This is a genomic window from Stenotrophomonas sp. TWI819, from assembly GCF_039673075.1.
Lineage (GTDB): Bacteria > Pseudomonadota > Gammaproteobacteria > Xanthomonadales > Xanthomonadaceae > Stenotrophomonas > Stenotrophomonas rhizophila_B.
This window is the reverse complement of sequence record NZ_JBDJKY010000001.1, coordinates 335,109-349,247: the sequence shown is the minus strand read 5'-3', so window position 1 is coordinate 349,247 and position 14,139 is coordinate 335,109. Positions and strand designations below refer to the sequence as shown.

9 protein-coding genes and 1 pseudogene are annotated in these 14,139 nt (G+C 67.7%); 1 reads left to right on the top strand and 9 read right to left on the bottom strand.

Annotation, left to right across the window (positions count from 1 at the left end):
- Positions 1 to 14 precede the first annotated feature (14 nt).
- The 9 genes from ABE463_RS01520 to ABE463_RS01480 form a co-directional block, all read right to left on the bottom strand.
- Positions 15 to 518, bottom strand: coding sequence for a CS1 type fimbrial major subunit (locus tag ABE463_RS01520; RefSeq protein ID WP_070425221.1), 504 nt, complete (start codon positions 516 to 518; stop codon positions 15 to 17).
- A gap of 264 nt (positions 519 to 782) precedes the next feature.
- Positions 783 to 1,412 (bottom strand): response regulator transcription factor, encoded by a 630-nt coding sequence (locus ABE463_RS01515; protein WP_070425222.1) that lies wholly within the window; start codon positions 1,410 to 1,412, stop codon positions 783 to 785.
- Between the two features lie 222 nt (positions 1,413 to 1,634).
- Positions 1,635 to 2,405 (bottom strand): 2,3-dihydro-2,3-dihydroxybenzoate dehydrogenase, encoded by a 771-nt coding sequence (locus tag ABE463_RS01510; RefSeq protein WP_346467001.1) that lies wholly within the window; start codon positions 2,403 to 2,405, stop codon positions 1,635 to 1,637.
- Positions 2,402 to 6,313 carry an amino acid adenylation domain-containing protein gene (locus ABE463_RS01505; RefSeq protein WP_346467000.1) on the bottom strand — a complete coding sequence of 1,304 codons (3,912 nt, stop codon included), beginning with the start codon at positions 6,311 to 6,313 and terminating at the stop codon, positions 2,402 to 2,404. Before ABE463_RS01505 ends, ABE463_RS01510 begins: the two co-directional genes overlap by 4 nt.
- Entirely contained in the window at positions 6,310 to 6,561 is a 252-nt protein-coding gene (locus ABE463_RS01500) for a phosphopantetheine-binding protein (RefSeq protein WP_346466999.1), read from the bottom strand. Before ABE463_RS01500 ends, ABE463_RS01505 begins: the two co-directional genes overlap by 4 nt.
- Entirely contained in the window at positions 6,558 to 7,193 is a 636-nt protein-coding gene (locus ABE463_RS01495; protein WP_319624630.1) for an isochorismatase family protein, read from the bottom strand. Before ABE463_RS01495 ends, ABE463_RS01500 begins: the two co-directional genes overlap by 4 nt.
- Positions 7,193 to 8,845, bottom strand: a complete 1,653-nt coding sequence (locus ABE463_RS01490; protein WP_346466998.1) for an AMP-binding protein — start codon at positions 8,843 to 8,845, stop codon at positions 7,193 to 7,195. The genes ABE463_RS01495 and ABE463_RS01490 overlap by 1 nt, the downstream gene beginning before the upstream one ends.
- Before the next feature lie 16 nt (positions 8,846 to 8,861).
- Positions 8,862 to 10,040 (bottom strand): isochorismate synthase, encoded by a 1,179-nt coding sequence (locus ABE463_RS01485; RefSeq protein ID WP_346466997.1) that lies wholly within the window; start codon positions 10,038 to 10,040, stop codon positions 8,862 to 8,864.
- Positions 10,037 to 11,236, bottom strand: a complete 1,200-nt coding sequence (locus ABE463_RS01480; protein ID WP_346466996.1) for an MFS transporter — start codon at positions 11,234 to 11,236, stop codon at positions 10,037 to 10,039. Before ABE463_RS01480 ends, ABE463_RS01485 begins: the two co-directional genes overlap by 4 nt.
- Before the next feature lie 548 nt (positions 11,237 to 11,784).
- On the opposite strand from ABE463_RS01480, the pseudogene ABE463_RS01475 reads away from it, so the two are divergent.
- Positions 11,785 to 14,088: pseudogene (locus ABE463_RS01475) on the top strand (ribonucleoside-diphosphate reductase subunit alpha); the annotation flags it as partial.
- Positions 14,089 to 14,139 lie beyond the last annotated feature (51 nt).

The window sequence follows — 14,139 nt, the reverse complement described above, 5'->3', positions numbered from 1 at the left end:
GCCGGCGCAGGGTGTTACGGGGTGCCGGTCTTCTGCACCATGGCGATGCTGACAATGCCCTCGTACTCGCCTGCCACGGTGATCGGCGCACGGGTGGCCTGGCCGATCTGCAGATCCATCACCACCGAGGCCCCCGGCAGCGCGCCGTCGTAGATATCCGAGGCGAGGAAGTCCTGTGCGGCAACCGTCAGGCGCTTCTTGTTGAGGCTGACTGCCAGCGGGATGGGCGTGCCGCCGCCGCTCCGCAGCACCAGCGACGGATCCGCGGTCAGGCGGACTGCGATGTCCTTGTCTTCATCGTTGGTGTAAATACGCACACGTTCGGTGTGGGCGTTCAAGCCCTGCCCCGGAATATGGGCAAGGGTGATCAGGTCCGGCAAGGCGCTGCCGTCAGCCTTCATCAGCGCCAGCGTGGTGTCCACATTGGTATAGACCTTGATGTGGGATTCGGCGGCGTTGGCCGACAGCGAGACGGTGGCCAGCGCGGCGGCCAGGGACAGCTTCCTGAGCAGAGTCATTGCGATCTTTCCTTGCGTAATGAGTAGAGAAACTGACCGCAGGCAAGAGAAGCCGAACGTCGGCGCCTGCGGACAGGACGCAACGATAGAGATGCAAGCTGCGTTGCACCATGCAACAACTTGACAAAAATGAAATGCGTGCAGCATTGGACGATCGGCTGGAAAAATGGGTGCAATCGCATGCGCCGATCGCCCGCAGATCGACGGTGACGCCGCGTCTCATCAGCGGCATTCCGGATGCACAGCTGCTCCAACAACGGCCGCTCAGTGCCCGCCGGGAGACAATCCAATGGATTTTGCGTAGTCGAGCAGCTCATAGTCCGAGCGCAGGCCCAGCCGACGCATCGCCGCGCCTTTCTGGCGGCTGATGGTGCTGATCGTTCGCCGGTGCACATCGGCGATTTCCTTGACACTCAGGCCGTGCGCGAGCAGCCGGATGACTTCGCTCTCGCGCGAGCTGAGTCCGGTGCGGTTGCGGCCGGAGCGCAAGCGCTGGGCAAGATCACCGGAGAAATAGGTACGGCCGCCGAGAACGCAGTCCACTGCGGCCAGCAGGTCGGACAGGCCGCCGGTTTTCTCCAGGATGCCCTCCACGCCCAGCCGCACCACCGCTCGAAGCACCTGCAGGTTGGTGAAGGAGGTGACGACGATCAATCGCACATGGCCGTGATCACGGCGGATGCTTTCCAGCATGCGCACGCCATCGGGGCGACCGCCCCACGGCATGGACAGGTCGGTGATGACCAGGTCGCACGTCTTTTCTGCCAGCAGGGCTTCGAGTTGCTCGGGATCCGCTGCTTCGCCGATGACCCGTACCCCGGGGTGCCGGGCAAGCAGGCACTGGAGGCCCACGCGGACCACTGGATGATCGTCCGCAATCAGTATGTTTTTCATGCAAGAGCCCGTGAATTGAAGTTACACGCGCACGGCGCATGGCCTCGCCACACTGGGCGATGACGAATGCGTTCTGAAACTCTCGCTCAACGGCCTGCCGGCAGGAACGCGGCAGGCCGTTGTGATTGTTTCGGGTGAACCTTAGGCGAAGCGCTGCACCCCAAACTATGAATCAACTTGCATAAACGTGAATCTGCGGCGTAGTTCCGTTCTGGCCGCCGTTCAACCGCGCAGCGTTGCGCCACCGTCGACGTAGAGATCGCTCATCGCGATATGACCGGCCTGGTCGGAGAGAAGAAACATGACCCCGTACACGATGTCATCCGGGCAGGCGATTTTCTGGAGGGGAATGCCTACCTTGTATGTCTCCAAACTCCCTTCAATCACGCGCTGCTCGCCCTCGGGTCCGGCCCACATCCCGGTCTGCATCGGGGTCAGGGTTGAGCCGGGCGCCACGATGTTGCAGCGGATGCCGAGCGGTGCCAGTTCCAGGCCGAGGCAACGGGTAAACATGGTCGCGGCCGCTTTGGATGCGGCATAGGCGGCCATGCCGTGCCGGGGTACGCCCGCGGCATTGGAGCTGACCGTGACGATGGCGCCTTTCCGCCGCGGCGACATCACCCGTGCGACGGCACGCGAGACGTAGAACACGCCATCGGTATTGACCGCGAAGACGCGGCGCCATTGCGCGTCATCCGTCTCCACGACCGTACCGGTCTGCAGGACACCGGCCACATTGATGGCAAAGCCGATCGCACCGATCCTGGCTTCGATCCAGGTAACCAGTGCCTCCACCGCAACTGGATCACTCACGTCGAGCGCGCAGGCGTGGATGCGCGGCTGCCCTGCCCGCGCGGCGAACACGGGGGCCTCAAGATCCGTCGCGATCACGGTGCAGCCGCTGTCGTGAAGGTGCTCGGCCAGTGCCGCGCCAATGCCGCCGCCCGCGCCAGTGACCAAGGCGATGGTGCCGTCGAATCCGGTGAGTTTCATGCGGGTGTCCTGATCGTTTCAGAGCGCTGAAGCTGCGCATCGAGCCATGGCGCGATCTGCGCCACGGCATCGCGGCCGGTGAGTTCAGCGTGCAGGAAAGGAAGTTCAATCGCTTCGACGCTGGCGGCATGCGCCTGCCACAGGGCCGATTGCAGCTGCGGGCGGTCGAGATGGTCGCGGCCGGCACGGACGTGCAGCAGCGGACCGTCGTAACGTGTGTGGTGATGGGCGCGGATCAGCCGGTTGGTGCCGGTGACCGCACGCACCACGCCATCGAGGACCACATCGGGGAGGTTGCCCAGCGCGCTGTCGCCCCGGCGCAGGAACGCCAGGATCCGCTCACGGCTGTCCAGCTCGGGATGCGCCTCCGGGTCATGGCCGGCGATGGCCAGCAGGGCGCGCAGCGCGGCGATCGGGTCCGGCTCGGGTTCGGCACGCCAGCACTCGCTGGGATAGGCATCCAGCAGCGCCAGTACCCCGACCTCGTGGCCGAGCGCGCGCAGGTGCACCGCCATCGCCTGGGCAAGGATGCCGCCGACCGACCAGCCAAGCAGATGCACCGGGCCGGGCCGGCCCTGCGCGAGGATGCGCTCGGCATAGCTGGCCGCCAGTGCCTCGATGCTGGCCGGCAGTGGCTGGGCAGGATCAAGCACGGGCGACTGCAGGCCCTGCACCTCGCGGGCCGGGGCGAGCGCCCGGGCCAGGTCACGATAATTCCAGGCGATACCACCGGCCGGGTGGATCACGAACAGCGGCGCCAGCGCCGGGTCACCCGCGGCCAGCTGGATCATCGGCGCCAGCCCGTGATCGGTAGCCGCTGGCGGTGCGTCGATACGGGCGGCCAGCGCCGCAACCGTGGGGGCAGCGAACACCGCGCCGAGGCCTAGATCGCAGCGCCAGCGCTGCTGGATCGCCAGCAGCAGGTGCACGGCGCTGAGCGAGTCACCGCCCAGGGCGAAAAAGTCGGCGTCGGCACCGACCGCCCTGCCCAGCCCCAGGGTCTCGGCGAACAGCTGCGCCAGCGCCTGTTCGGTGCCGGTGCGCGGCGCCACACCCTCGGATACACGCTGCGCCGGCGCCGGCAGCGCGGCACGATCCAGCTTGCCATTGGCGGTGACCGGCCAGTGCTCCAGCGCAACAAATGCGCTGGGCACCATGTAATCCGGCAGGCGGCTGGCCAGGTGGGTACGCAGCGCATCCGCCTGCGGGCTGCCCGCATTGAGGTAGGCCACCAGCCGCGGCTCGCCGGGGCGATCTTCGCGCAGCAGGACCTCGGCCCGGCTGATGCCGGGTGCCGTGCGCAGGGCGGCGTCGATCTCGCCAAGTTCGATGCGCAGGCCGCGCAGCTTGATCTGATGATCGTCGCGACCGAGGTATTCCACCGCCCCATCCTCACGCCAGCGCGCCACATCGCCGGTGCGATACAGGCGGTTGCCGGGCACGAAGGGATCGGCCAGGAAGCGCTCGGCGGTGAGGTCGTCGCGGCCGAGGTAGCCGCGCGCCAGCTGCACCCCGCCCAGGTACAGATCCCCTGCGACACCGGGTGGCAGCGGCTGCATCCGCGCATCAAGCACGTACAGCTGCGTATTCCAGACCGGGAAACCGATCGGCACGGGCTGGGAGGCGTCGTCGCGGTTGGCCGGCCACCAGCTCACATCCACGGCGGCTTCGGTCGGCCCATACAGATTGTGCAGCTCGGCCTGGACGGTGGCATGGAAGCGGTCGCGCAAGGCGGCATCCAGCGCTTCGCCACTGGTGAAGACCCGGCGGAGTTGCAACCCACGGGCCGCTGGCGCGGCCAGGAACGCGGCCAGCATCGACGGCACGAAATGCAGCGTGGTGATCGAGTGCTCGCGGATCAACGCCGCCAGGGCGAGCGGATCGCGGTGCGCCTCGGGCGGTGCGACCACCAGGGTGGCGCCGCTGATCAAGGGCAGGAAGAACTCCCAGACCGAGACATCGAAGGCGGCCGGGGTTTTCTGCAGGATACGATCGTCGGGCTGCACACCGTAATGCGTGCGCATCCATTCCAGGCGATTGACGATGGCGCGGTGCTCGATCAGCACGCCCTTGGGCTCGCCCGTGGAGCCGGAGGTGTAGATGACGTAGGCGGCATCGTCCGGCTGCGGCACGGTGCCGAGCGCGCCGTCGCTGGCGTGCGGCCACTGCGCCGGCGGGAGCACGGTCATCCCGGGGAACCGGTGGCGGTCCTGCTCCAGCGCCAGTACGCAGACCGGCCCGGCCGAGCGCAGGATCCGCGCCAGGCGCTCATCCGGGTGGGCCAGGTCCACCGGCAGGTAAACCCCGCCCGCGCGCAGCACGGCGACCAGCGCGATGACGAGCTCAAGCGAGCGCGGCAGTGCCACGACCACCCTCGCCTCGCGGCCGGTGCCCTGCGCCTGCAGGTGCAGCGCCAGCGCCCGGCTGCGTTGCTCCAGCTCGGCGAAGGTCAGCTGCTGCGCGCCGTAGACCACGGCCACGGCGTCGGGCGTGCGCGCCATGCGAGCGGTGATCAGCGCGGCGAGGCTGACCTCGGGCACCGGATGTGCGGTGGCGTTGACCTCGTAGAGATAGCGCTGGGCCTCCTGCGGCGTACACAACGGCACCGAGGCGATGGGGCCACCGGCAGCCTGCACGTCCAGTGCGGCCGACACGAAATGCAGCAGGCGTGCGGCATGGGCCCGCACCTGCGCGCGGGTATACAGCGCCGGGTTGGCCTCGATCTCCAGATCGAGCACGACGGCGCCATCGCCACGAAAGCCCAGCGTCACGTCGTCAACCGGGCCGGTGGACAGAATCTCCAGTGTCGCGTGCACGCCGTCCAGCTGCAGCGGCCGATAGAACGGCTGCACATTGACCAGCGGGCCATGCAGGCGACGCTGGCCACCGATCAAGCCGAGATCGCGACGCAGTTGCTCACCTCGGTAACGTCCGTGGCGACGGCCGCGCATCAGCCGCAGGGCGACGTCGCGTACGAAGGTGTCCACGCTGCCCTCGCCGGCCTTGAGCCGCAGGGGCAGCACATTCATCACCATCGCCGGGACGCGGGCCGAGACGCTGCCCAGGCGGCCCATGAACGGGACGCCGATCACCGCCTCGGTTTCGCCACTGATGCGGCGGCAGTACTCGGCGCCGAGCGCGGTGAGCAGATCCGGCCAGGGCTGGCCGATGGCGGCGGCTGCGGTGTGCAGGCGCGCCCGCAGTGTGGGATCGATGGGCTCCACGTGGCGCAGTGCATCCGCCGCCGCGGCCCCGAGGCCAGCCTGCAGACCCGCGGCCGCCGGTGCATCGGCCATGAGCTCACGCCAGTACGCGGCGTCGCGCGTGCGGCGCTCGCTGTCACGATACTGCGCGTCTTCATCAAGTACCGGCGCCAGCGGCGCCAGCGCGCCCTGTGCGGCGTTGCCTGCGTACAGTGCGCAGACCCGCTCGGTGAGCAGGCCCATGCCGTACCCATCGGTCGCCAGGTGATGCACGCGCAGGTACCAGACGCTGCGGCCCGGGCCAAGCAGGAACAGGCGCTGCTGGCTGAGGCGGTCGCGGGCGGGATCGACCGGGCTGAGCCGGTCGCGCTGCATGGCCTCGCGGGCGGCGGCCACCGGGTCCGGATGGCCGGACAGATCCACCACCTGCAGCGCGGGTGTGTGCTGCCGGTCCACCCACTGTTCGGGCAGGCCCCGTGCGTTTTCGACGATACGCAATGCCAGCGCGTCGGCTTCATGCGCGGCCTGATCCGCAGCGCGCACGAATGCAGCCACGTCCAGCCCGCCCTCGATCCACACCGCATGGGCGGTATTGAACGCGGGATTGTCCGGCGCCAGGCGCTGGGCGTACCACAACCCGGCCTGGGCCTCGCTCAGCCCGCGAACGAGGCGCGCGTCCGGACCCGGCACCGCACGTGCGTTCATGCGCCAGCCGCGGCCTGGGCCTGCAGGCGCTGCACCACCGTCCACCAGCCGCCCAGCGTGGCGTGCTCGGCCAGGTGGCTGAACTCCAGCGCGATACCGGTGTTGCCCCAGGCCAGTACCAGCCCCAGTACCCGCATCGAATCGAGCCCCAGGTCCATCAGGTTCTCATCGTTGCCGATGTCCTCGGGCGCTTCGCCGATCATCTCGGCGACATCGGCGCGCATGCGCTCCAGGGTGAGTGCGGTCATGCGAGCGTCTCCAGCAGGTGATCGGTGGTCATCGGGATGCCGCAGGTACGGGCGATCCAATGCAGGGCCAGGTCGTGGTCGGCGCGCGAGAAATCGGCGACGGCATCGGCAGCGATGAAGCTCTCGATGTCGCGCTGGAAGCCTTCGGCCACGGTGGCGGTGCAGCCGATGTGCGCATAGACACCGGTGACCAGCAACTGGTCTCGGCCACGGGCGCGCATCATCGTTTCCAGGTTGCTGCGCTGGAAGGCGCTGTAGCGGTGTTTGACCAGCACATGGTCGCCCGGCTGCGGTGCCACCGCCTCGATGATGGCTTCGTGCTCGTCGGTTGCGGACATGCCCGGGCCCCACAGATCCGCCTGCAGGCCGCGATCGCAGCGGTCCTGGTGGCCGCGCTGGGCGGTATAGAACACCGGGATGCCACGCGCACGGCAATGCGCGAGCAGGCGCGCGATGTTGGCCACGGCGGGGGCCAGCGGTGCGGTGTCCGGCGCGAACGCGGCCAGGAAGTACCGCTGCATGTCATGTACCAGCAGCGCCAGGCGCTCGCTCTGCGGCTGCCAGGCGCCGCGCGCGGTGGGAAGCTCGGCCTGGGTCGGCAGGGGGTACGGTTGGATCGTTGGCAGCGCCATCAGCGCGTTTCTCCTGTCTGTTGCATGAAACGTTCGCGCAGCTGGGCACGCAGCTCGCGGCGGCTGATCTTGCCGACCGCCGTGGTGCCGAAGGCATCGACGAACACGATCTGGTCCGGCACCTTGAACGCGGCCAGGCCGCGGCTGCGCACCCAGGCCTTGAGGCTGGCGGCCTTGGTCGGCTCGCCCTGGGCAATGATGAAGGCGCAGCTGCGCTCGCCAAGGTACGCGTCGGGAATCGAGACCACGGCCGCATCGAACACGCTGGGGTGCGCGAGCAGATGGTCTTCGATTTCTTCGGCGGAAATCTTCTCGCCGGCCCGGTTGATGTGATCGCTGGCCCTGCCCTGCACGACCAGATAACCGCCGGGCAGGCGCTGCACCATGTCGCCGGTACGGTAGAAACCGTCCTCGGTGAAGGCGCGCGCATTGGCCGCCGGGTCGTTGTGGTAGCAGCGGATGGTGTACGGGCCGCGGGTGAGCAGATGCCCGGTCTCACCTTCTGCGACGGGATGACCGTGGTCGTCGACCACCAGCACTTCATCGTCCTCGCTGATCGGGCGGCCCTGCGTGGAGACGATGATCTCTTCGCTGTCGTGCAGACGGGTGTAGTTGACCAGCCCCTCGGCCATGCCGAACACCTGCTGCAGCGTGCAGCCCAGCCCGGCGATCACGCGGCGTGCCGCTTCCGGCACCAGCTTGGCGCCACCGACCTGCACCACCTGCAGGCTGGAGAGATCGTGGGTGGTCGTGGCAGCGGCCTGCGCCCACAGCAGCGCCAGCGGCGGCACCAGGCCAACACAGGTGACCCGCTCGCGCGCGATCAAGCCGAACGCGGTCTCCGGGCCCGCGCCCGGGCTGAGCACTACTTTGCCGCCCGCGTAGAGGGTGCCGAAGAACCCCGGCGAGCTCATTGGGAAGTTGTGCGCGGCGGGCAATGCGACCAGGTACACACTGTCCCGGGTGATGCCACAGATCGGGTTGCTGGCGCGGAACGAATACAGATAGTCATCGTGCGTGCGCGGGATCAGCTTGGACAGGCCGGTGCTGCCCCCGGAGATCTGCAGGAACGCGACCGCTTGGGGATCCGGATCCGCTGGCAGTTGTTCGAGGTCAACCGCCAGCGACGCCAGCGCGGTGAACCCGGCACCGTCTCCGGCGATGATGATGTGCTGCACCTCAGGCAGCTGCACCTGCAGTTCGCGGGCCAGGGTGCGGTAGTCGAAACCCTCATGGCTGGCGGCAGCGATATAGGCACTGGCCTCGGCCTTGCGGGCGAAATGCGCTATTTCGGTGATGCGGTGCGCGGGCAAGGCATAGACCGGAATCAGCCCGGCGCGGAACAACCCGCACACCACGGTCACGAATTCCGGCACGTTGCCGAGCTGCACCACCACCCGGTCACCCGGGATCAAGCCCTGCGCGAGCAGGCCGGCGCCGATGCGGCCGGCCTCCTGCCACAGCTGGGCATAGGTGAGGCGCGTATCACCGCCGACCACCGCGATATCACCGGCGAAGCGCTCGGCGCGTTCGCGCAGGAAGCCCGGAAAGGTTTCGCCGCGCCAATGACCCGCTGCGCGGTAACGCGCCACCAGGGCGGGCGGCCAGACCTGGCGCAGCGGCACCCGGGAGGAAGAGAAGGACGCGTTCATGGGCAGCTCCCGCACATCAGAAAGGACGAACGTCATGGACGCCGAGCGCGGTCAGCAGGGCCATGAATTTGGCAGCCGTTTCGGCCACCTCGAGATCGGGTTGGGACTTGGCGACGATGCCGGCACCGGCATACAGGCGCACTTCGGTGCCCTGCACGCGTGCGCAGCGGATCGCCACATACCAGTCGCCATCGCCCTGCGCATCGGTCCAGCCGACGGCGCCGGCATAGAAGCCCCGTGCGACCGGTTCAGCCTGACGGATCAGTTCAAGTGCCGGCTGGCGCGGCGTGCCGCACACCGCGGGGGTGGGATGCAGCAGCGCGACGAGGGCCGCCGAAGACACCGAGGCGTCTCTCAGCGTGCCGTGGATGCGGGTACCGAGATGCCACATGGTGGCGGTGGCATGCAGTGTCGGGCACGGCTGTGCCTCGACGTGATGGCACAGCGGTGCCAGCGCGGCCACGATGGCCTCGACCACATGGCGGTGCTCGTCATGGTCCTTGGCCGAGGCCAGCAGCGTCTCCGCGGCGCGTGCATCCTCGGCGGGATCGGCCGAACGACGGGCCGAACCGGCCAGCGGATGCGAGAGCACACGGTCACCGCGTCGGGAGACCAGCAGCTCCGGGGTGGCGCCGACCAGCCAGGCCGCGTCGTTCGCGCCTGCTGCGGGCACCGGGACCACGTAGGTCGCCACGCTGGGGTCTTTACCCAGGCGTGCGGCCAGCACGCGCGGATGCAGCGGCTGCGCGGTGGTGACCCGCAGGCTGCGCGCCAGCACGACTTTTTCCAATGGGCAGTCGGTGCGCTGCAGTTCCGTGACTGCAGCCGCCACCGCCTGCGCATATGCATCGGCAGATGGTTCGGCGAGCACATCGCCAACGAGCGTAGGCGTTTCCACGCGCACCACCGTCGGCTGGCCAGACACCTGATCCGGCTGGTAGAGCGCATCGCCCTGCTCGGGATCAAACGGTACCGCCCCCACCAGCAGGCGCGGGCCGGAGCGCGGCGCGGCGAAGAACGCGGCGACGCGCTCGGCCAAGGTGGCGGTGGCACCGGACGGCAGCCGCGCACGCACACCGTTCGCTTCCATCGCCTGCTGCGGGCTGCGCAGCAGGAAGTACGGGGCGTCGGCCGCATCAGCGGTGGCGGTGTCGGTCATCTCATCGGCCACGCCGCTGGCGAGCATCTCGTTCATGCCGCACCCCGCGCACGATGCAGGGCGGCAGAGCCCGCCAGGATCAGCAGCACCACGCCCACCAGCAGGTACGGCGCGCTCGGCGACCATCGATACAGCAGTGTGCCGATCATCGGCCCGACCACCATGCCCATGCCCTGCACCGATGCCACCGTACCTGCAGCAGCGCCCTGCTCGTGCGCCGCCACCGAATCGGCCGCCAGCGCCTGGAAATTGGGGAACACGAAACCCATGCCGAACGCGGCGATCGCATAACTGGCCAGCAGCTGCCACGGCACGCTGACCAGCGCGACCGACGCAAAGCCCAGCCCGGAGATCAGCGCACCGACCAGGATCCAGCGCGTCGGGCGGATGTCCTTGAGCTTCATCACCAGACCCTGCGCGAAGATCAGGCCGACACCGACCGCGGTCAGCGCCAGCCCGGCCATGCGCGCGCCGTTTGCCGGGGAGAGCTGCAGCCGATCAATCGCGAAGAAGCCGACCGTCACCTGCGCGACCGTGACCGAGATCATCGCGGCGAACACCGCCAGCAATGGCAGGCGCAGGCGCGCATCGCCCAGACCGAGCGTTGGTTTCGGGCCGGTGTGCGTCGGCGCGACGGGCGGCGTATTCGGCAGGCGCCACCAGATCATCAGCAGCGACAACAACGGCAACAACGCTGCCACATACAGGGTAAGCGAGAGATTCTGGTAGGCGATCCAACCGGCGGCGGCCGGGCCCAGCACCATGCCCAGCGCATTGGCGGTGCCAAGCTTGGCCATCACGCTGCCGCGCTGCCCCGGGGCGGCCTGGTCGGCAATGATGGCGGCAGCAGTGGGTGGCACGGCAGCGTAGAACAGCCCGACCAGGGCGCGCGCGCCGACCAGGACCAGCACGGAGATCCAGATCGCCGGCGGTGAGGTCAGCGCGACATCGACGAACACCGCCAGCGCCACGTAGATCACGGCGTAGGCCGCCAGTGCGATCAGCAGCACGCGCTTGCGGCCAATGCGATCGCTGAGCGCGCCCCAGCGGCGGGCCGACAGCATCCACAACACGCCCGCCGCGGTGACCGACAGGCCGGCGTGCCATTCGGCCAGGCCCAGCACCCGCACCACCGGCCCGATCACGGACACGAACGCCATCATCGCCATGGTGCCGAGCAACGCGGCGGAAACGAGGGCGGGCAAACCGGAGACGACGGGACGTGAAGACATGGACACCACAGCCAATAAGAAGTTGAACCACGCGGTGCGCCAACGCGCGCGCGGCTCTGCCATCCGGTTGCGAACGCATCACCGCCCTGTGATCTATCAAATGATAACGGCTCGCATTTGCGTTTGATAGTGCAGGCTGTACGGAATGTTCATGTACTTGCTGTCCTCCCCCTGCGACAAAAAAGCACTACATCTTCGGTTGACGCGCCAGCCGCACCCCACTATGTTGTGTCCATCGGCTCCCCGCTTCCGCCAGGCCCGGTGCACCGTCGCCACGCCGCGTTGGTCTTCAACGCCCCGTTGCGCCCACCCGACCGGCGCCTGAAAGCACGGCCCGTCGCCACCGATGTGAGCCAGCGGCGACGTATTCCTGCACACGCAGGGCCTGCCCACCAATCACGCCTTCTGTCCGGCTGCCGCACGGCTCTGCCGCGCTGCCTGCTGGTCTCTGCGCCCTGCATGGAGAACGCATGAACACCGACGACACCGTCGCTTCGACCCTCACCCCGCCCATCGACACCGCCTTTGAGGCCGCCACCGGCACTGAAACGCTCTGGATCACCAAGGAAGGCGGCAATCGACGCATGCCCTTCGACCAGACGCGGCTGGAGCGCACGGTGCACAGCGTGCATGCCGAGTTCCCGCAGTTGGACGTGGCGGACTACCTGCGCAGCGTGCTGGGGCAGATCGCCAGGCGGCAGCAGCTCAGCGCTGATGAGATGGTGGACCTGCTGATCCGCGAAGCGGAATCGCGCATCGATCTGATCGCGCCGGACTGGGAGCACTTCGCCGCCCGCCTATACCTGAGGCGCCTGTACAAACGCGCCAGCAAGAACCGGTTCTACGATGCCACGCTGAAGTACGGCTCCTATGTGGGCCTGCAGGAGAGCCTGGCGGACCGCAACGTGTATTCGATCGACATCCTCAAGGCCTATTCCAAGGACGAACTGGAGGAAGCCGGGCAGATGATCGAGCCCGAGCGCGACACCTTGTTCGCCTACAACGGGCTGTACCTGCTGGCCACCCGCTACCTCGCCACCGATCAGTCGCGTGCGGTGTACGAACTGCCGCAGGAGCGCTGGCTGACGATCGCGCTGTACCTGATGCAGCACGAACACGAGCACGGCGAGCGCTCGCGACGCCGTCGCATGCTGCTGGTACGTGAGGCGTACTGGGCGCTGTCCAACCTCTACATGACGGTGGCGACGCCGACACTTGCCAATGCCGGCAAGGTCGGCGGCCAGCTGTCCTCGTGCTTCATCGACACGGTCGACGACAGCCTGCAGGGCATCTACGACTCCAACACCGACGTGGCGCGGGTCTCCAAGCACGGCGGCGGCGTGGGTGCCTATCTGGGCTATGTACGCTCGGCGGGTTCCTCGATCCGCGGCGTGGCCAACTCCTCCGGCGGTGTGGTGCCGTGGATCAAGCAGCTCAACAACACCGCGGTGAGCGTGGACCAGCTCGGCCAGCGCAAGGGCGCGATCGCGGTGTACCTGGACGTCTGGCACCGCGATATCGAGGCCTTCCTCGATCTGCGCCTGAACAACGGCGATCAGCGCCTGCGCGCGCACGATGTGTTCACCTCGGTGTGCCTGCCGGACCTGTTCATGGAAGCGGTGGAACGGCGCGGCGACTGGTACCTGTTCGACCCCTATGAGGTGAAGCGGATCAAGGGCTGGTACCTGCAGGACTTCCACGACGAGCAGCGCGGCCAAGGCAGCTTCCGCGCGAAGTACGAGGAGGTGGTGGCAGACGAGCGGATCAGCCGGCGCACGATCAAGGCCATCGACCTGTTCAAGCGGATCATGGTGAGCCAGCTGGAGACCGGCAATCCTTTCATGTTCTACCGGGACGAAGTAAACCGGATGAACCCGAACAAGCACGCCGGCAGCATCTACTCCAGCAACCTGTGCACGGAGATCCTGCAGAACATGAGCCCCACCCGCATGATCCAGGAGATGATCAGCGGCGACCAGATCGTGACGACCAAACAGGCCGGTGATTTCGTGGTGTGCAATCTGTCCTCGATCAACCTGGGCCGCGCGGTGACGGCCGCCCCGGACCTGCTGACCAGCGACGTGCTGGAGCGGCTGGTGCCGATTCAGGTGCGGATGCTGGACAACGTGATCGACCTCAACCAGCTGCCGGTGCCGCAGGCGACCATCACCAACCGCAAGTACCGCGCGATCGGGCTGGGCACGTTCGGCTGGCATCACCTGCTGGCCCTGCAGCAGATCGAGTGGAATGCCACCCAGGCCGAGGACTATGCCGACAGCCTCTACGAGCGCATCAACTACCTGACCATCCAAGCCAGCGTGACCCTGGCCAAGGAAAAGGGGCGCTACAGCGCGTTCGTCGGCAGCGACTGGCAGAACGGCGAGTACTTCCGCGCCCGTGGCTATGACAGCCCGGCTTGGCGGGAACTGGCGGCGCAGGTGGGCGTCAACGGCCTGCGCAATGGCTGGCTGATGGCGGTCGCCCCGAACATGAGCACCGCGCAGATCGCCGGCTCCACCGCCTCGATCGATCCGGTCTACGGCGCGTTCTACTACGAAGAGAAGAAGGACTTCCGCCGCCCGGTCGCCGCACCGGGGCTCTCGCTGGAGACCTACCCGTACTACGAGAAAGGCGCCTACCGGGTGGACCAGTTCGCCAGCATCCGCCAGAACGCCCGCCGCCAGCGCCACGTGGACCAGTCGATCAGCTTCAACCTGTACGTGCCCAGCACCATCCGCGCCAGCACCCTGCTCGCCATGCACATGAGTGCCTGGCGCGAAGGATTGAAGACCACCTACTACGTCCGTTCCAACGACATCGACATCGCCGAATGCGACTGGTGCAGCAGCTGACCACCAGTACGGCAGCTGACGACCGTTGCTCGTCAGCCCATTGACCGGTAG

Excerpts from the sequence above, each read along its gene's own strand:
- ABE463_RS01480 (WP_346466996.1), bottom strand. The coding sequence starts at position 11,236 with ATGTCTTCACGTCCCGTCGTCTCCGGTTTGCCCGCCCTCGTTTCCGCC.
- ABE463_RS01510 (WP_346467001.1), bottom strand. The coding sequence starts at position 2,405 with ATGAAACTCACCGGATTCGACGGCACCATCGCCTTGGTCACTGGCGCG.
- ABE463_RS01520 (WP_070425221.1), bottom strand. The coding sequence starts at position 518 with ATGACTCTGCTCAGGAAGCTGTCCCTGGCCGCCGCGCTGGCCACCGTC.
- ABE463_RS01485 (WP_346466997.1), bottom strand. The coding sequence starts at position 10,040 with ATGAACGAGATGCTCGCCAGCGGCGTGGCCGATGAGATGACCGACACC.
- ABE463_RS01500 (WP_346466999.1), bottom strand. The coding sequence starts at position 6,561 with ATGACCGCACTCACCCTGGAGCGCATGCGCGCCGATGTCGCCGAGATG.
- ABE463_RS01505 (WP_346467000.1), bottom strand. The coding sequence starts at position 6,313 with ATGAACGCACGTGCGGTGCCGGGTCCGGACGCGCGCCTCGTTCGCGGG.
- ABE463_RS01490 (WP_346466998.1), bottom strand. The coding sequence starts at position 8,845 with ATGAACGCGTCCTTCTCTTCCTCCCGGGTGCCGCTGCGCCAGGTCTGG.
- ABE463_RS01495 (WP_319624630.1), bottom strand. The coding sequence starts at position 7,193 with ATGGCGCTGCCAACGATCCAACCGTACCCCCTGCCGACCCAGGCCGAG.
- ABE463_RS01515 (WP_070425222.1), bottom strand. The coding sequence starts at position 1,412 with ATGAAAAACATACTGATTGCGGACGATCATCCAGTGGTCCGCGTGGGC.